This window comes from Pseudomonas sp. GW821-FHT01C01, from assembly GCF_059422645.1.
This window is the reverse complement of the sequence record NZ_JBWKXF010000001.1, coordinates 254,736-272,563: the sequence shown is the minus strand read 5'-3', so window position 1 is coordinate 272,563 and position 17,828 is coordinate 254,736. Positions and strand designations below refer to the sequence as shown.

The 17,828-nt window shown below is 54.1% G+C and carries 13 protein-coding genes and 1 pseudogene; 5 read left to right on the top strand and 9 right to left on the bottom strand.

Features of this window, described 5'->3' with window-relative positions:
- Window positions 1-52 precede the first annotated feature (52 nt).
- The 4 genes from AC07XF_RS01075 to AC07XF_RS01060 form a co-directional block, all read right to left on the bottom strand.
- On the bottom strand, window positions 53-553 hold the full coding sequence (locus AC07XF_RS01075; protein WP_495025048.1) for a nuclear transport factor 2 family protein: 501 nt from the start codon (window positions 551-553) through the stop codon (window positions 53-55).
- 148 nt (window positions 554-701) lie between these two features.
- Window positions 702-1,586, bottom strand: a complete 885-nt coding sequence (locus AC07XF_RS01070; RefSeq protein WP_495025047.1) for a LysR family transcriptional regulator — start codon at window positions 1,584-1,586, stop codon at window positions 702-704.
- Between the two features lie 141 nt (window positions 1,587-1,727).
- On the bottom strand, window positions 1,728-4,520 hold the full coding sequence (locus AC07XF_RS01065) for a 2-oxoglutarate dehydrogenase E1 component (RefSeq protein WP_495025046.1): 2,793 nt from the start codon (window positions 4,518-4,520) through the stop codon (window positions 1,728-1,730).
- Window positions 4,521-4,737: 217 nt separating this feature from the next.
- On the bottom strand, window positions 4,738-5,766 hold the full coding sequence (locus AC07XF_RS01060) for a GlxA family transcriptional regulator (RefSeq protein WP_495025045.1): 1,029 nt from the start codon (window positions 5,764-5,766) through the stop codon (window positions 4,738-4,740).
- Between the two features lie 302 nt (window positions 5,767-6,068).
- Here AC07XF_RS01060 and AC07XF_RS01055 point away from each other — a divergent pair, with 302 nt between their 5' ends.
- Entirely contained in the window at window positions 6,069-7,148 is a 1,080-nt protein-coding gene (locus tag AC07XF_RS01055) for an NAD(P)H-dependent flavin oxidoreductase (RefSeq protein WP_495025044.1), read from the top strand.
- Between the two features lie 693 nt (window positions 7,149-7,841).
- On the opposite strand, the gene AC07XF_RS01050 is transcribed toward AC07XF_RS01055, so the two are convergent.
- A complete protein-coding gene (locus AC07XF_RS01050; RefSeq protein ID WP_495025087.1) occupies window positions 7,842-8,495 on the bottom strand; it encodes a methyl-accepting chemotaxis protein in 654 nt (217 codons plus the stop codon).
- Window positions 8,496-10,563: 2,068 nt separating this feature from the next.
- On the opposite strand from AC07XF_RS01050, the gene AC07XF_RS01045 reads away from it, so the two are divergent.
- Window positions 10,564-10,710, top strand: coding sequence for a helix-turn-helix domain-containing protein (locus AC07XF_RS01045; protein ID WP_081501637.1), 147 nt, complete (start codon window positions 10,564-10,566; stop codon window positions 10,708-10,710).
- Here the strand turns inward: AC07XF_RS01045 and AC07XF_RS01040 are convergent.
- On the bottom strand, window positions 10,704-11,024 hold the full coding sequence (locus tag AC07XF_RS01040) for an Abi family protein (RefSeq protein ID WP_495025086.1): 321 nt from the start codon (window positions 11,022-11,024) through the stop codon (window positions 10,704-10,706). The genes AC07XF_RS01045 and AC07XF_RS01040 overlap by 7 nt on opposite strands.
- 1,046 nt (window positions 11,025-12,070) lie before the next feature.
- Between AC07XF_RS01040 and AC07XF_RS01035 the strand changes: the two genes are divergently transcribed.
- Window positions 12,071-12,937, top strand: coding sequence for a hypothetical protein (locus AC07XF_RS01035; RefSeq protein WP_495025043.1), 867 nt, complete (start codon window positions 12,071-12,073; stop codon window positions 12,935-12,937).
- On the top strand, window positions 12,915-13,337 hold the full coding sequence (locus AC07XF_RS01030) for a hypothetical protein (protein ID WP_495025042.1): 423 nt from the start codon (window positions 12,915-12,917) through the stop codon (window positions 13,335-13,337). The genes AC07XF_RS01035 and AC07XF_RS01030 overlap by 23 nt, the downstream gene beginning before the upstream one ends.
- A gap of 574 nt (window positions 13,338-13,911) precedes the next feature.
- Here the strand turns inward: AC07XF_RS01030 and AC07XF_RS01025 are convergent.
- Window positions 13,912-14,748: a hypothetical protein gene (locus tag AC07XF_RS01025; protein WP_495025041.1), complete on the bottom strand. Its 837-nt coding sequence runs from the start codon at window positions 14,746-14,748 to the stop codon at window positions 13,912-13,914.
- A 563-nt stretch (window positions 14,749-15,311) separates the two neighbouring features.
- On the bottom strand, window positions 15,312-16,850 hold the full coding sequence (locus AC07XF_RS01020) for an LA2681 family HEPN domain-containing protein (RefSeq protein ID WP_495025040.1): 1,539 nt from the start codon (window positions 16,848-16,850) through the stop codon (window positions 15,312-15,314).
- A gap of 327 nt (window positions 16,851-17,177) precedes the next feature.
- Between AC07XF_RS01020 and AC07XF_RS01015 the strand changes: the two are divergent.
- Window positions 17,178-17,565 (top strand): annotated as a pseudogene (locus AC07XF_RS01015) (site-specific integrase); the annotation flags it as partial.
- Here the strand turns inward: AC07XF_RS01015 and AC07XF_RS01010 are convergent.
- Window positions 17,551-17,784 (bottom strand): hypothetical protein, encoded by a 234-nt coding sequence (locus AC07XF_RS01010; RefSeq protein ID WP_495025039.1) that lies wholly within the window; start codon window positions 17,782-17,784, stop codon window positions 17,551-17,553. The pseudogene AC07XF_RS01015 and the gene AC07XF_RS01010 sit on opposite strands and share 15 nt — an antisense overlap.
- Window positions 17,785-17,828 lie beyond the last annotated feature (44 nt).

Below are 17,828 nucleotides of genomic sequence, written 5' to 3'. Positions count from 1 at the left end.
CTTAGACAGTCGGGTAAATAAAGAGACAGCGAAAGGTCAAAGCGCGCATGGCTCAGGACGGCAGCACAAGGCCGTTGCCTGGCTCGCCGCCAGCGACGTCAAACGCAGGCCAAATCACGTCCAGGCGGGTGCGGCTAATCAGCCATTGACCATCAACCCGTTGGTACTCGTCGGCGTAGATTGCGAGGAGGATGAGAGGGTTTTCCTCGACAGTTTTTCCGGTCGCCAGGAATTGCAGGTGGCAGCGTCCCTCGGCGCGGTTCTCGTCCAGCAGTTCAACCCATTGGTTGGAAACCAGGTGAGCAAACGGGTAGGCCCCGCGCTTGTGGACGTCGTACTCGGAGAATGCTGTAGATAGGCCAGCGTGGATCTCTTCACGGCCCTTCCAGCAACCGCGATCCACCTGAACAATGGCATCCTCGGTAAACAGCTGGGTGAGCGAGTCGATGCGACCACTGTCCAAATGGTGGCAGTAAAGGACTCGCAGTTTTTTGATGGCTTGCAACGACAGCAGTTTGTTCAGTTCGGTGTTGGGCATGTCGATAGCTGGCATGGTCACGCTCCTCTGTAGGGTTAGGAGCTAACCCCGGTTTAAAGAGGAACAGTTTCCGGTGTTTTTGGAAGGGCGATAAGCCGGTAAAAATCGATTTCACCTTTCGCGATTTGCGAGAAATCAAACCCGCCGTCAAGTTTAAATCCGGTTATTCAAACCCTGCCAATTCCTGTGTGAGGAAGTCGAGGAGCATCGTAACCCGACGACTCGCCACACCTTCGTTGGTGACGGCGTAGAGATTCGCTTCATCGGCAATAAATCCATTTAACGCAGTCGATAACACGCCTGTTTGTAGTTCTTTGCGAATATTCCATGTCGGGCTAATAAATACGCCGTAACCATTGATCGCCCACTGTCGGAGCAGTCCGCCATTGTTGGTCATGCGATTGCCCGACACTTTCACTCCGAACCGTTTACCGCCCTCGGTAAAGTACCAGGTTGAAAACGAGCGGTCGGGCCGCGACATCACCAAACAGTTGTGATGGACCAGGTCCTGCGGCCATGTGGGTTCGCCGTGGGATGCCCAGTAAGCCGGAGCGGCACACACCACGCGGCGTCCTGGCACCAGCAATCGGGCCCTGAGTGCAGAGTCGGACAAAGGACCGTTACGTAGTGCGAAATCCAGGTTGTTGTGAACCAGATCAAGCACGCCTTCGGCCAACAGAAGTTCGAAACGAATGCCGGGATGCAATTGCGAAAAACTGTCGATCAAGGGGGCGATAATTTCAGTGCCAAAATCCTGGGTAGCGGTGAAGCGGATTGGCCCCGTCAAAGGCCCTTCTTTGAAGCTCTCAAGCGAGGTATCCCATGTCGCCAGAATTTTCCTTGCTTCTGACAGGAACTGTCGGCCTTCGTGAGTGAAGCTGATTCGTCGAGTGGACCTCGTGATCAATCGCACCCCTGCGCTAAGCTCCAACTGCTGCAAGGCAACCGTCACTGTCGAGGTTGCTAGCGAATGTTGGCGTGCTGCACCACTCAAACTACCAGCTTCATCGATACCGACAAAGATTCGCAGTGCTTCGAACGTATCCATATTTCATGAGTCCAGAACAATGGATGGATAGCAAGGCTCCCACGCTGAGTGTGTGTCGAGAGGAGTTACCTCCAGCGTACTGTTATTCAGGCGCTGGGCCTCTCATCAAGCAATAGACGGGTGAGAGAACACACATCGTGTTTAAGAGAACGCGCTTTGAATGACTTGACGCTGTTGCTCTACATGCATGGCCATGTTGCCGGGCGCCGTCGAGGCACCGGGTGGTGGGCCGGCATAGCGCAGCGAGGCCATCGCCGGGAGGATCTCGCGCAGATAGTCATCGACGAACTTCCACGCGCCCTGGTTGCGCGCTTCCTCCTGGGCCCAGACCACTGATTGCAGGTTGGCGTATCGAGCGAACTCACGGGCCAGTGCGGCACTCGGAAATGGGTACAGCTGCTCCACGCGTATCAGAGCGATGTGGTCGGCATTTTCAGCACGGCGCCGGGCCAGCAACTCGTAGTAGATCTTTCCGGAACAGACGATCACTTGGGTCACCTTTTCTTCTGCGGCGGGGGTGCTGAAACCTTCACCCAGCACCTCCTGGAAAGAACCCTCGGCAAACTCCTTCAGCTCGTTCACCGCTTCTGGATGGCGCAACAGCGATTTGGGCGTCATCACGATCAACGGTCGGGGCTCGACGTGCAGCGCCTGACGACGCAACAGATGGAAAAACTGCACCGGTGTCGTCGGCTGGGCGACACGCATGTTGTCTTGCGCGCAGAGTTGCAGGTAACGCTCCAGTCGGGCGGACGCATGCTCCGGCCCCTGTCCGTCTTGCCCGTGGGGAAGCAACATCGTCAAGGCACTGTGTTGGCCCCATTTGGCGGCACCGGCGGCAATGAACTGATCGATCACCACTTGCGCGCCGTTGGCAAAATCACCGAATTGCGCCTCCCACAGCACCATAGCGTCAGGACGGGCGATGGTGTAGCCGTATTCGAAAGCCAGTACTGCGGCTTCGGACAAGACCGAGTTGATCACCGCGAAGCGACCCTGCTTTGGCGCTACATGATCCAGGGGGCGGTATTTGCCCTGTCCCCTGAATTCGCGATTCTGCGGATTCAACACCGCATGGCGATGGCTGAAGGTGCCGCGTTCGCAGTCCTCGCCACTGAGCCGCACGTCGACACCGGCAGACAATATCGAGGCGAACGCCAGGTGTTCGCCCATCCCCCAATCCAGCGGTTTTATACCCTTGGCCATTTCCTGTCGGGCATGAGTGACCTTGGCCACCAACGGGTGCAATTTCAGATCCGTAGGCAGATGGGCAACGCGTGCGGCCAGGCCCTCGATGTGCCCCAGGCTCGGCGCTGAATACAGCGTCAGAGGTGCTTTCGTCTGCTGGACGGGAGCCGTTTGCGCCGCTGTAGACGGGGCATTTTCCAGACTTTCACGGTAGGCCTGGGCAATGGACTGAACCTGCTCATTGCTGACCAGGCCCGAAGCGACCAGCCTGTTGGCATACAGCTGACGCACACCTGGATGGGCGCTGATCGAGCGATACATCAGCGGCTGGGTGATGCCGGGGGTGTCCTGCTCCTGATGACCATGGCGGCGGAAACAGACCAGATCGATGACCACGCTTCTGCCGAATTCCTTGCGATAGTCGAGCGCCAGCTGTACCGCATGCACCACGGCCTCGGGATCGTCACCGTTCACATGCAACACTGGCGCCTCGATCACTTTGGCGATGTCGGTGCAGTAGAATGAGGAGCGGGTTTCCTGTGGGTCGGAGGTCGTGAAACCGATCTGGTTGTTCACGACAATGTGCACGGTGCCACCGGTGCCATAGCCTTTGGTGTAGCTCAAGCTGAGGGTTTCCATGACCACGCCCTGGCCTGAAATGGCCACGTCGCCATGGATCTCGACCGGCAGCACACTACTGCGCGAGGTCGTTTCATCCCGCTCGCCCTGGGCCCGCGCCATGCCTTGCACGACCGGGTTGACGATTTCCAGGTGAGAAGGATTGAAGGCCAGGTTCACGGTGACAGCGCCGTCCGGTGTCTCGATGTTGCCGGTGAAGCCCTTGTGGTACTTCACATCGCCAGCAGGAAGAACGTTGGCCGCCTTGTTTTCAAACTCATCGAACAGGTAGCCCGGTGGCTTGCCGACGGTGTTGACCAGAACGTTCAAACGACCTCGGTGAGCCATGCCCATCACGACATCGCGCACACCGGTTTTCGCGCCGTGCCGGATCAATTCATCGAGCAGCACGATCAGCGACTCGCCGCCCTCCAGCGAGAAGCGTTTTTGCCCGGTGAAGCGAATATGCAGGTATTTTTCGAGGCCTTCGGCCGCGCTCAGCCTTTCGAGAATGCGGAGCTTTTTCTCGGCCCCCAGCGAAGGTTTTGCGCGGCTGGACTCCAGACGGTTCTGCCACCATTCGCGCTGCTGCGGATCGCTCAGGTACATGAATTCACTGCCCAGGGTGCCGGTGTAGGTAGCCTCCAGGGCCGAAACCAGATCGGCAACCGATCTTTCGCCTGTCCAGAACCAGTGGCCGGGCAGCTCGATTTTTTCCGCGAGGTCGACGCTGTCCAGGCCGTGATACACCGGCGACAGTTCTGCAATGACAGGCTTGGGCGCCCAGCGCAGCGGTTCAATATCGGCCCGGCGCGTGCCGACCATTCGATAGCTGGCGATCAAGGACTGAGCCGCAAGCTGCCTGCGAGTCATTACTTTATCGGGCGCCGCTACCGCCATTGCCTTGCGCCCGGCGCGGCGGGCCAGTTGCACGAACTGCTCGACAATCGGAGTGTGTGCGATGTCATCCGGCTGGCCTTCGCCACTGCCCGACTGCGCACGTAGAGACTCGAAGTAGGTCCGCCATTGCTCGGGGACGGTCAAAGCGTCAATGAGGAACTGCTCATACAACTCTTCAATGTAGGACGCATTACCGCCATACAGGATTGAAGTTTTCTGACTTTGCATAAGGACTCCTCGCGACGCTGCCGTAGTGGATCTCGTTAGTTTTGATGCTAACGAAAATCGAACTTCGCAAGTGCCAAGGATGGCGGGATCAAGGGCCAATCAATAGCGATTTTCGGCCAAGCACAAGCCCTCTACATGGACAGTTTTTACGTGGCCAGAAAGTGGTTGAATCAGGCGAAAAAACGAGATTAAAAAATCTTGATAAAGGAGTGCCTTATCAGGCTGCCGCAGACTTTGTCTTGGGGCGAAGTACCGTCGGAGCAACTTTCTTGATCGGTTTTGCCTGTTGCTCTTTTGCCTTGAAGTGGCTGCGATAGTCTTTGGGCGTCTTGTTCAGGCGTCGCAGGAAAATCATCCGCATCTGGGTCGAGTTATGAAAGCCGCAATTGAAGGCAATGGTTTTCAGTGGGGCATCGGTGTCTTCGAGCATTTTGCGCGCATGGTCCACCCGCACCTGTTCGACGAACACCGCCGGGGTGACCGAGGCATCCCGGGAGAAAATCCGCGAAAAAGTGCGACGGCTCACGCCGACAGCATCGGCCAGTTGGTCCATGGCGAACGCTTCACCGATGTGATCGGTGACATAGCGCAACACCTTGCTGACGATGGAGTCCTCCTCGGGACGCAAGGCCAGGAACGGGCTCGATTGCGACTGCCCGCCTTCGCGGTGGATGTACACCACCAGGCGCCTGGCGACGGTCAGCGCCATTTCGCTGCCCCAATCTTCAGCGACCAGGCTCAGGCACAAATCGATGCCGGCGGATACGCCGGCGGAGGTGAACAGGTTGCCGTCGCGCACGAAGATCTTGTCGGGTCGAATCAAGCTATCGGGGAACTGGTCCTCAAGGCGCTGAACATCATTCCAGTGGGCGGTCACCTCGCGGCCATCGAGCAAGCCGGCGTGGCCCAGCAGAAAAGCACCGTTACAAACCGAACCATAGCGCCGTGAGCCATCGGCCTGGCTGCGCAGCCAATCGAGAAAACCTTCCTCCGGTCGTGCGTCCGGCATCCTGGGGCCGCCGGCCACCAAAAGCAGATCGCATTGACCCGGATAGGTCGAATAGTGGTACGGAACGGTAATCTCCATGCCGTTGGAGCACCGGACATTGCCTGGTCGAACCCCGACCATGGAAACGTCATAGCGCTGATCCGGTGGCAGGAATGAATTCGCCTCGGCAAAGACATCGAGCGGGCCAGCGACATCCAGTGCCTGAACACCATCGAAAACAACCAGTGCGAGTTTCATGTGAGTCGTCCGAGGCGATCATCTGAGGTGGATTGACAGTCGTGCGCCGCCAAGTCGGCGCCACTGCGGGTCGACATAGTTTCTCACCGTTAGCGAGCAGTGTGTCAGGCAATCTTGCACCGTGCAGAACTCAACCCAATGCGCTGTCAGAGTGGCCCGTTTGAGTATGGCCAAAAATCGCGATTGATTGGCTGCCGGATGAAAGAACGAGAAGCCCGCGTGTTCGCTTACTTCTTTACGCTGAAGGTGCACTGATCAAGCCCCCACAGGGGGAAGCGCCAATCAACGGAGGGAGATGACCGATGTGGTACGACACACCCGCAACGCAACTGTTGGGTATCAGGTTTCCGATTATCCAGGGCCCCTTCGGTGGCGGTCCTTCGTCTGTTGAACTGGTCAGCACGGTTTCGAATGCCGGAGGGCTGGGCTCTTATGGCATGCAGTCGCTGGAGCCTGGGCAAATGATCGAGGAGGCCCGACGAATTCGCCTGGCGACGGACAAACCCTTCGCCATCAACCTCTGGATCCCCAGCGCTGACGAGACGTTGCCCAACCCTGACAGCGTGCTGGCGGCGGACCGGCTGTTGCGCCCTTACTTTACCGAGCTTGGCAATGAAGTCCCGCCGGCGCCTGAGCGTTTCATTCCCGACCCGAATGAGCAGATGGAGGCCATGCTGACCATCAGGCCGCCGGTGTTCAGTTTCGTCTTCGGCATTCCACCAGCAGGCATTCTTGAGGCGTGCAAGGCATTGGGCATTTTGACCATGGGCACTGCCACCACGGTGCAGGAAGCGCGGGCGCTGGAAGCAGCCGGTGTCGATTGCATCGTGGCATCGGGCTTCGAAGCCGGTGGTCATAAAGGCTCGTTTCTGGAGCCTGCGCATGCTTCGTTGACGGGGATTTTTTCGCTGATCCCACAGATCGCAGATCAGGTGGCGATTCCAGTGATCGCTGCCGGAGGTATCGCCGATGCACGGGGCGTGGCAGCGGCCCTCGCCCTGGGTGCTCACGGTTTGCAGATCGGTACGGCATTTCTGGCCTGCAAGGAGTCAGCGGCGAGCCCTGGTCATCGCAAAGCCCTGAGGGAGCAGGCCACCACACTTACCAAGGCTTTCACAGGGCGCCTGGCAAGGAGCCTTTGCAACCGCATGACCGCAGACATGGATCAAAGGGATTCCAGACTGGCGCCTTATCCGGCACAAGCTTGGTACATGAGGCAGCTCGCCAGAGCCGGGTTGAGCCAGGGCCGCGATGATTTCAGTTCCCTGTCAGCGGGCCAATCGGTGCCTCTGATACGTCACGACAGTGCGCAAGCATTGATGGAGGCAATCATCAGCGAAACGCCGCTGGTATTTGAGAAGTTTGGGGCGCCTCGGACGTGATTCAATCGATATGTCCTTGTTTGTCTTTCAACCTCATACGAATGGTGAGCATCTTCGGTATTTCAGGACTGCTTGAAACGATCAGGGCTTGAGTCCAGCCGCTTGAGCGTCCGTGAGTGGCTGTTTGGGCCGCTGGCGCGGCGCAAACAACATTACGAGAGCCGTTGTACTACTAGGAGCAATTCGCGCTTCCGTTTGCTGGTGACACAATCAACGCCAGCGAAACTCAGTTTTAAATGCGTCCAGCGTGTTTTGAACATTCCCCTGGATGTGGTTACGCAGGACAACGGCGAAACCCTTGGGATGATTTGGACGCAATTCGTAAAAAATTTGATTGTTGTACCTAGACTGACGGACAGCAAAATTTCTCCGCTGTGAATACACCGTCTGCTAGGGGTTGACTACGACCCTTCAGGCGGGCTGCTGCGGCCAATTGCTATATGTCGCCACAGACCGCTTTGGGTCGGTCGCAGCCCTTCGTGACAGGCAGCCACAAGCAGTCATTCGTTTTGCGGTAACAACGCTGGGGAGTGCGTTTTAGAAAGTGCGCAGGAGCTCTCCGGTATCAACCAGGCTCTCTGCGATGGCTGCCGCTGCTGCCATGACTCGACTCATCAATTGGGTCCACTGCAACCCTGGCGCCCTTCGAAAATGCGGGCTACCTTCATGGTCAGCCCGCCCTCGCCTGCCTTCTTAAGCAGCCGCCACGCGTCCATTGCTGTTGTTGCTCACCTCAAACTGCCCCACCAGTTTTTGCAGTTTATTGGCATTGAGCCTCACGGTCTCGGCACTGCCTTGCAACACCACCACCGTCTGACGCATTTGCGCGGAAGACTGGTCGACCTGTTTGATCGTCTTGCCGTAATCGAGGCTGCGTTTGTTGAGCTGCTGAATGATCGCAAACATACTTTCCACCGCGTGATGCAACTGCACGTTTTCCGAGGAAGCATCTTCGGCCAGGCGCAGGCTGTTATCGACGTCCTTGACGCCCTCCTTCATGAAGCTGACGGCGTTTTGCGTTTCGTTCTGCAAGCCTTCGACCATCTGCCGAATGTCGTCGGCGGCCCGAGAGGTGCGTGAGGCAAGACTGCGTACCTCTTCGGCAACCACCGCAAAACCTCGCCCATGTTCGCCGGCGCGCGCGGCCTCGATGGCGGCATTGAGTGCCAGTAGATTGGTCTGGTTGGTGATATCACTGATCAGGCCGGTGATGTTGCCGATTTGCGTCATGCGGCTGTCGAGCAACTGCACGCTTGAAGAAGAGCGTTCGACCACATCCCGAATCGACTGGGTTCCTGCCTGCACGGCGAGAAACTGCTCGCGGGCACGGGTAACGACTTCGTCCATTGCCTGCTTCATTTGCTCGGCGCTGGCAGAGGCCTGCTGGATCTCGCCCAATTGGTCTTCAACGATAATCATCATGTGATGCACAGCTTCGGCCACCTCAGCCGAAGTGACGCCAGCTTCCTGGCTGCGCCCCAACATCATCTGGTTGGTGGCGCCGACGGTGCGACTGGCCTTCACCACTTGCCCGACAACCGAGTCCAGATTATCGATGAAGCTGTTGATCCAGCGCCCCATGTCACCGGTCTCATCGTTGGCCATTCGTGTGGTGTCCAGACGTTGACGAAGGTTGCCCTCGCCCTCGGCGATGGTCCTGATCACACCCGTCATCTCGCTCAACCTTTGCGCAAGCCGTTTAGGCCCCAACAGGCTGAACAGCACAGTGGCGCAGACCATGCCCAAAACCTCGACGGCATCGATCATCCCCTGTGCCAGGCCGCTGTAATGCTGGACCGTGTAGTTGCAGGCAAAGAGCCCTGTCATGGTTGCGAGATAAGGTTTCATCAAGCCATAGCTGAGTGAGCGTCGGCGGTAAACTTCCTCCAGATCGGCCTCACACATCATTCCCCAGCGATCAGGTGATCCTGGCAACTGGAACGTAACCCCCTTGCCAACCACCGGAATGTGCCGATAGTCCGAGTAACCGGGATAAGTCACGAACAGATTGGAGCCCATGCGGATAGTTTCGCGCACACCAGGGTGCAATTCCTGGGTCGCTGGGTCAGTGAAGCGCAGTTCCAGCTCAGTATGCCGTTGAATCTGCACGGTCTTATAGGGCGTGTGCACGCCACTTTTCAGGTTTTCGCCGTGGGTGAAAGTACCGTCCTCGAAACGTGAGCGCGACAACGCGGTGCCCGGTGCAATCGCCGGATCAAAGCGTGATTGCGCCATGAACAAATAATTGTCGCCCGATTCAGCATAGATGTGCCCGGCCTCGCGTTGGATAAGATCGCCCAACACATCGTTTGGCACGCGACCGCAGAGACAGCCAAGGACTTTTCCATCAGCCTTCAAAGGCTGATAAAACATCAACGTGATTTCATCGTGAAAGCGTGAAGTCGATGGACCGATTTGCAAGGTTAATGAATCGCTGTAAGGACCGTGAAGAAACGGTGCCTTCAATCCTTCGGCCAGGGCACGAGTTTTCTCAAGCTGATTTATACCGCGTCCGCTCCAGGTGGAGGCGATGACGGCGCCGTCGACCCCCACGACAAATAGCTCGGAAAAATCTTCGGCCTGGCTGAGCTTATCCATCAGCGAACTGCGGTCGATATGGGCAAAATCCCGACCGAGATTTTCCGCCAGCTCAGCGAGGTGCTCCCATTGCTCGCGCGTCCAGTTATGTAGCAATTGCGCACGGGTTTGTGCAATGGCTTCAAAGGTTTGTTCGATCACCGGGTATGTCGATTGATTGAGTCGGCATGACCAACCCATCGCAATTTTTCCAGTTTTGCCGAACCAGGGTAACCAGTGCTTCTCGCTAGAGGATAACTGCATAACCTTACTTGAAAGCGACATTTGCCTCTCCAACCGCGACATTCGGATGGCGAGTTGATAGCAAATACCAAGCCAAGTCGTAAGCAGCCTAACCATTTGCACTGTTCGAAGGATATTCTGCAGTCGACAGCATTCTGTTTGCTTTAGCCCGCCAGACTGCATGCTCCAACTCAGTGCGCCAAGCGCCACATGCTCTGAAAAAGCGCTGATTTCGGACTTAGTTTCGAGGGTCCGGCATACGTGGCATTATCGGGATGCAGCCTACCGCCCCAGAAGTCGGAGCTATGTCGTTCAATCGTTTTCCGCATGGACCAAATCTGATTCATGCAAGGAGGATGTAAACAGCGTTGGCTTGCTCCATTCGTTATCGATACGGGCCGTGATGCGAAATCGAAATTGCACTCCGGCAGAGAACGGCCGAGAGTGTATAAAAACGAAAGCCATAAAAATCGGAAGCGAATAACTCAACATTGCTGCCGCAGGTAACTAGTAGTACCCAAGCGTTTGCAACGTTCTGGCAAGATTCAAGACAGGTTGTAATTTTTCATCAAGTACTACTCACCCAAACGGATACATGCTGTCCAACACACGGATGGAGATCGCCACCATGGTCGGTTGCACAAGAGAGATGGTCGGGCGCGTACTGAAAGAACTCTCTGTGGCGGGCTTGATTTCCATCCACGGGCGGAAAACCCTGGTGCACGTGGCTGCCAGTCATTGATGTGCTTGCCCCAAACTCCCCTGGTATGTGAGGCAGGCCTGCAGTAGGGCCGGCCTCTCCCACACTCCACTATCCATTTCTCCCCAGTCCCCTCCCCAGAAACCCCTCTTGTGAAGCGCCAGGGTGTTACGGCGAAATTGCACTCCGATGGCCCTAGCGTACTCTGGCGCACCTGCCGTGATCGAAGCGTTCCATAGTCGGCCATGATGGGCGCAGACGTTACGAAGCAGGGTCAAACTCTGTAGCCAGATCGACAATACGGATTGCCAGAGGAATGCACAGCCCTCGCACCTCTTTTTACAAACTATATGCATACAGGGCCAGTTGCACAACCAAACCAAATAATTACAGGGATTCCAGTAATAATAAGTGAGACCGCCCCCAAAAAACACCAGATAAAAAATGACGTAATTTTTAATCGTACTTTTTTTGCCAAATAAATATATGTTGCTAGAAAAACAAGCCATGTAATTGCAACTGGTATCCCAAGGCGCAACCCCCGAAGAATGGGAATCAGATTTACTAAAATCTCAGCAGTCACTAAAGAGAGAAGTGATACACCTACACACAGCAGCATTACAACTAACGGACTAAAACCATTCTCATTGCGCGCATTTCGATATACGCTAATCAGTGCGAGTAGCAATATGACGAATGGTATTGCTGTAACAATAAAGACGTAAGGAGTAAGTGGATAATACACTTTGCTTGATCCTCATGATTAATTCACGTGATCGTGGTGGCCGATCGCGCCTCAGTGAACAAAAATCAGTGATTTAAGGTACCTGACCAAGCATAGCCACTAATTTGCCATTGTTATTCACGACGGCAGCCATGGCCGCTTTTTGCCTGTCTGGACTGACCGCCATGGGTCGCACGCTGCCCTTCGCGACAGGCACCGATCGGCCAAAAGCAGTCACTCGCATAGCTTATATCGACCCACGGCGGACGGTCTCGACTGGCTACTTTAGCCAATACTTACCCATTTTTGAGGAGAACTATCCTGAGAGGGTGCTACCGGTGAATCCCATCTCACCTGAATGCATCGAAGATCGACGATCAGTAGTTGGAGACAGGCTACGCTGCACACCAAGGGCCAGGTTTGCCAGATTCCCATATCTGATATACTGTTTGGATGAACAGTGTTTTCTGGTAAGGCGACCCCAACATAACGAAAACCCTATGCGCCCTCGTGAACGACGAAGACATTTTGCCATCATTGGAATTAGAATCGGCGAATTTCAGGGGGGCGCAAGGCTCTAATCAGATCGCTCAGGTCGCTTAGCGCGTCTATCGATTGTGCAGACGAGAGTTTTCAGGCAGCCCTGGTGCTATTAATCATTCATGGAAGTAGGTCGCAATGCACGAGACGCTGAAGATCAAGATCGATTTTGCCAAGGAGCGCCACAGACCCGCTGAAATATTCCAGGCCATGAGCATCTACATAGAAGCTTACCAGGCACTTGGGCAAGTTATTGCAATGAGCGTTGGCGCGGCAGGTGACTTTGAACTCCGATTGGAAAATGTCGAGACCGGATCGATAGCGAGTTTGCTAAAGTCCGTTCCAGGCAGGGTAAGAACATGGGTGGAAGATGCTGTCTTTGATGCTGGGGTGAGATTAGCAGGTGAGCTTTCTGAAATCGACTCTACCAGCACTGAAGAAGACGTAGATCTCTTGGCGGCGAAGCTGGAAGATCACTTGAGCAAGTTTGATTTTGGCCAAACCGTGGATCCTATGATCGATCGCAAAGCTTTGGCAGTCGCTTTGAGTAAGCTTTCGGAAGCCAACAAACGGTTGCTTCCAGAAGAGAGTGCTACGGCTACCCTAACGGAAGCTCACTGCGTAACTCCGATCAACACGCATTGGCGCTTCAATGCCAATCCCAAGGATATGTTTTTGGGAACAAAGGAAAGCCACATTGGTGTAGATAAACTTTATGTGAGGGCTCCGGTCAATATCGGAAAGGGCGCATGGGCCATGCTAAGTGTCAGCACTGGTAGTCGATATAATGCGAACATTTCTGATCTCGGCTGGCTAGAAGGGTATCAGGATGGGTTGATAAAACCTATTGGGCCAAAAGATGTTATGGAGGCTGAAGTTGCCTACGAGATTTACACGCCGCCTGCCGGGAAAGGTAAACCTTTCATATCCAGTGCGAAAATTAAAAGGGTAATAGACATCCACCGAGATGTGGGGCTTCAGCATGAACCCAGAACTCTCCTCTAGAGACCGCAAGGCTATTTTAGCCGAACTTATGTCCGAGTACCTTTTTATCGTGATTCCCTTCACGATGCTGGTGCTCATCAAGCTGTATGCGTACACATGGCAGGAAATTGTGCTTTCAGCTGATTGGTCGCTGGGGTCTTGCATCATTTTTGGTCAGGTTGCAGTCAGAATGACGAGATCGGCCATCAAGCACCGTTCTGCCGATGATAGGTTTTTGGGTTGGTATGCTTCCAAACGCTTTTTTATGGTAGCGGTGTCATTGTTGTTCTATTTTGGGATGATTGCGCAGCCAACCTTGAAGCTGGGGTTTGCGCAATTTATTTTGTTCGGACTTGCCAGTTACTTTCACTTCAAAGATGGTGTGGCGGCGAGAATCCTTGAAGAGCGAATAGAAGTCTAAGAGTCCTCATAGTGAGGCATCGCTGGCACCATTTTCTTAACATGAATGGTGCCTCTGCGCATATTTCGCAACAAGCAACGAAGGAGGAAGATGAGGCTAATAATATTCTCCCCATCTTAACCTCCTCTGATGGAACTCGCTTGGTTTGCTATGTTTACTTATGACCGATAGCTGCCGCACGAACGACGGCATTCGGCCGATTGTGTTGAAAAAGTCGGTCTGCCCAAACTGCTTGATTATTCACTGGTGAAAACGCTTTTTTGCACTCTGCTACGTGAAATCCGAGTCTGGAAGACTCTACGAAAAGTAAAGATTTCAATCTCGGATGCGTACTTTTCTGATGCGCAAACCATGCCCGACTTTTTCAACAGAATCGGCCAGGAGCGGCCTTTTGTGGACGGATCAAATCGACAAAAGGCAGTTATTAATTTACACCTACGAACTCAAAGGTAACGGAGCTTATGCTAAAGGCCCGCCTGCTATTCTTCTTAATCTATGGGGTATACTGACGCACGCAATATCGAGCCAGAGTGTGTAAAAACGCTTTCCGATTGGAATCCTCTCCATGTAGGTCTTAGGATTTATCAGCCTTGTTCTCGATTGCTTTAACCACGTCGTGCGGGATAAATCTCCCCAGATCATCGGGAATCTTTTGCTCTATAACGCTCCTAGCCATATCGTATTTTCGATGGCTTTCCTGCTCCGCCTCAACCGCTGACTTGAACTTGGTGATTGCGGAATACAATACTTTCATTTGATCTGCTACCTCTCGATAAAGAGAGCTAAGTTCTAGCAGGCGATACAGCTGCCCTTCTTTGACCTTAAGATATGCAAATGGCGAAGACTTCCAGTTTGCCGGATGGTCATCTTCACGATGCCTACTGTACGTTGTGAAATCCTTATAAAGCTGGATTTGACTTTCAATAACCCTAGGAAACTCATCCGTCATGAACTTCTCAACAGCCACCCATTGATATTCGGTTTTTTCCGCCCCCATAAATTCGTCAATTTTCTTTTGTATGGAGCGGATCGGCTGCTCTGGTGTGAAAAATCTACGTCTGGCGAACTGAGCCATTGGATGTTTGATTTCTTCAAGATAATCCGAAAACTCAAGCGCGTTATATTTGATTGCATCAGTCGCTGCGACTAATTCCTCATATGCCTGTTGTGTATTTTTGGTCTTCGCTTCGAGATCTTTGGCAATCCCTGGAACCTTAGACTCGGCATCTCTGACTTCATCTGATACCACCGCGGCAGCTAAGTACGCCAGAGCATCAGATAGGTGATGATCGGGTGTATCTCGGGTTGCTACGTCTTGTGCAGCCGCGTAAACCCAGTCGTAAACTTTGTTCGAGCCATGCTCGCGAATAAGATACGAAAAAGTACAAGATAAACCAGTGTATGCAGACATGAACTATTCCTTCGCTCTATACTGGGGGACGTTTTTAGTGAATACGCTTCGCGATCCACCTCAATTCTTTATGCTTACAGTTCGGAGAGGATGGCACTTTGCACTACCTCAAAGATCCAGTCAAAACCTGTAGCGCCTGCAACTGATCCTGGCTGTGTGTCTCCTCTAGGCGCACCAGTTGTGGCATCGCCTGCCTCCTCTCCCCAGAAACACCATATTCCGACTAGCGCACCGCCGTCTTTCCCTATCCGAGCGGCCGCTCTTGGTCATCATCAGTTCGAAGGACCGCTGTGGGTCGATTCTGTTGAAAAAGTCGGCCATGGTTTGCGCGTCAGAAAAGTAGGCGTCCGAGATTGAAATCTTTACTTTTGGCATTGGCTTGCGGACTCGGATTTCGCGTAGCAGCGCGCAAAGAAGGCATTTTCACCATCCAATGAGCAGTCAGTTTTGGATGACCGACTTTTTCAACAGAATCGGTCGATTGCAGCCCTTAGTGACACGCAGAAATCGGCCAGTAGCAGACGGTCAGTTCTATAAACAAACACCTCCAATTTTCCACACAGCTATCGCTTGAAGTCGTCCGGCAGGACAACGAGTGGCATTGGCACGACCAGCTCTTCTTTGTCTTCGGCCCTACGACGCTCTTCATGATGCATGGTAAGCGACAGATAAATGAGCGCCGACCGAACCAATTGCATTAGCCTCAAGGTCTTCTGCTCTAAGTCAGATCGGGAGATGTAGTAGGCCAGCGGATCATGGTATCTGTCGTGTTCACTACATACAGGCATCAATCTCTCGTGAACTTTTACGTACCGGTGCTCCATGTGGTTTCGAAGTTCAGCAAGGGCAAGCGCTTCAGGTTCGGTTGTGCCTTTCACGCCCTCTTCATATAGGTCCTTGCTTAGCCAGTACAGACCACGGAGCGGCCAGTTCTCTGACTTAGCTACAGTCTCTCGTAAGGCCCCACCCTTCTTCTCAAACCAGATTGTTCTGAAGCTAACTTGTTGCGCAGGTATGCCTAGCTCAAGGTAGAAGTTCAGGAAGTAGGCGATCTTGTCGAAGATCGAATAGTTAAGCCGAAACGCCATTTTGACCTTCTCGATCGAGAGCCCGAAAGACGAGTAGTCCAGCGTGTCATACAGAAGCACTCCGTGATCGGAGTAATGGGCATCGACTGCATGAGTACCTTCCCAGAGCATCCACCTGGCTGACGCGAGCATCTGTTTGAGCTCGTTGAACATTCCTGTGACGATTGGTGGCTCACCGGTTGGCAGCGTGAAATTTGGCAGTGTAAGGATGTCGCTGGAAGCAATAGAAGCCTGGGCAACATCATTTAGCGGGTTGAGGAACAGGGTGTGGTTCAGACACCAGCGACGGTAGGCCTGTTCCGCCGCGCAATCGCCTAACGACCAACCATCCAGCCGGTAGGAATGGCCTATGGCTGCCAAGTCGTAGTACTGCCCTATCTGCTCAGCCGTTTGCGCAAACAAATCCCGCAATCCTGGATCCCCCAAGTGAGGAAGCGTGCTGATGAGTTCCACTGCGCTGGCGAGGTCACGATGAGCATGAAGGGCAAAGACCCCCTCATGACCAGGATCGTACAGTATCGAGGCGTAATACATTAGTCCTTGCCCCCGGTTCGCCATAGCCATCCAAAACTGCGGATCAACTTCCAAAGCTGCGTTCCAGCTGGCGCGAGCTTCCACGAAACGGCCCACAGCATCGAACTGGTTGCCTAGATTTGTTAGGATCTGACACTTCCTAAGCTGATCCAGCGCTTCGAACCCTGGGCCGTGGGCCGCCCGGCGGAGGTGAAAAATCTGCTGCTGAATTTCTGGCTGATCGAAGTCCCACAATCCTTCTCGGTCGCAGTATCTGCGTTGGTAGCGACACGCCCACGCATTGGCGCGGAAGTAGTCGAGAAGTGCCAGTTGATCATCCTGGAGCTCACGCGTCTCTAGCTGGTCTGCGAGCTCGACCACATGATCAATGAGAGACACATTGTCGGTATTAGAAGCCTGATCGACCAACATAGCGATGATGTTGAGCGCTTCTGTATTGGACAGCCCATCCAGGTTCAGCTTGTCGCTTCGACCACTCACCACGAATCCCTCTCATCTAACTGTATTTGAATCGGCGCAGTCTACGCCCTCCTTAATGACGCCCGTACCGGGCGCCAGATATCGCTACAGGAGCTTGGACCTTCCGCCTGAAGAGGTGCAGATTTCACAGCATCACAGCGGGGTAGCCTGGAACTGGTGGAAAAGCGCTCTGTGGTTTTCCACCCTACGCGATCTCGGGAGTTCTGTAGGGTGGGCAACGTTTACTTGTCCACCAGCTTCAGCAACAGGCAGCTATGGGTCGGATAGCGACCACCACGCACTGTGCCTGATCCACCCTTGTCCTCCCCCAACGTGGAGGACAACACCATGAACACTATTGCTACATACAGCCATCAGCCTTGGAACAAGGGAAAGCTAATAGGACAGAAAGCCCCCGCTCCGAGCCAGAGATATCTGGGCCATCCGAGTCAGCCTCCAGTTCGCGGAGAAGATGCGGGATTTGGCGCTATTCAACTTAGCAATCGACAGCAAGCTGCGTGCCTGTGACTTAACCAAGCTGCGAGTACGAGATGTAGTCCCTGGAGAACATGTCTCGTCACGGGCCATCGTGATGCAGCAGAAAACTCAGCACCCAGTACAATTTGAAATCACTGAGAAGACCCGAACGGTTCTAACGGCTTGGATGTATCAGGCTCACCTCCGTGGCGAGGACTTCTTGTTTCCGACTCGGTTGCATGGCTCAGACCATCTCACCAGGTAATACGTTCGAATGCGCATGCCGACGCATATGTCGCCAGGCAAAGACACCGAGAATCACGCCGGCACCGCTTAATGACAGGCCCTGTAATAAATTGGCACGACTTTGCCCCAGCATCTCTACGCCATACAACAACGCCGCACTGGCATCGCCAACCAGCAGAAAACCGCTGAAATCGAATGTCCGGGAACTGACGTGATCTTGTTTGGGAATCAAGACCAGCGCGGCAATCTAGGCCAGCACACCCAACGGTAGATTGA